The organism is Arsenophonus sp. ENCA, from assembly GCF_002287155.1.
In the GTDB taxonomy this organism is placed as follows: Bacteria; Pseudomonadota; Gammaproteobacteria; order Enterobacterales; family Enterobacteriaceae; genus Arsenophonus; species Arsenophonus nilaparvatae.
Genome location: NZ_NHNG01000511.1, coordinates 1 through 510 on the forward strand (window position 1 = coordinate 1; position 510 = coordinate 510).

Sequence of the window (510 nt, forward strand, 5' to 3'; positions counted from 1 at the left end):
ACATAAACGTCGTATATCTGAAAAAATAACCCTTTATCAACAAAATTGGGACGTAATCAAAAATGCTATTGCTGAGCACATCCGTGTTTTATTAGCGTACCCAAATTAGTTTTGTGCGAAACTCGTGAAATCTACACGAGATGCATTTAATCAACAAACCCCGCAAACGCAGGATTTTATCCGTAAGGAGCTTGCTTTACATACCTCGCCAGAAGTTATCAGTGGAAGGCTACGTTTGAAGCATGGTGTTTCTGTCAGCAAGAATACGCTTTATCGCTATCACGAGTTTCGCACAAAACTAATTTGGGTACGCTAATAAAACACGGATGTGCTCAGCAATAGCATTTTTGATTACGTCCCAATTTTGTTGATAAAGGGTTATTTTTTCAGATATACGACGTTTATGTTGTTCAAACCACGCAGAAATAGCGAGAAAAATATGATTTCTTTGCGCTCGGCTCGTGCGAGCCTGACAGCGTTCAATACCACAATTTTGTTTAACTTCTCGAT

The 510-nt window shown here is 39.0% G+C and carries 1 protein-coding gene and 1 pseudogene; one reads left to right on the plus strand and one right to left on the minus strand.

Going from position 1 to position 510, the window contains the following annotated elements:
* Positions 1-124: 124 nt before the first annotated feature.
* Complete coding sequence (locus CBG25_RS13385; RefSeq protein ID WP_290607228.1) at positions 125-316, plus strand: hypothetical protein; 192 nt, start codon at positions 125-127, stop codon at positions 314-316.
* Here CBG25_RS13385 and CBG25_RS13390 read toward each other — a convergent pair.
* Positions 299-510: pseudogene (locus tag CBG25_RS13390) on the minus strand (hypothetical protein); the annotation flags it as partial. The gene CBG25_RS13385 and the pseudogene CBG25_RS13390 sit on opposite strands and share 18 nt — an antisense overlap.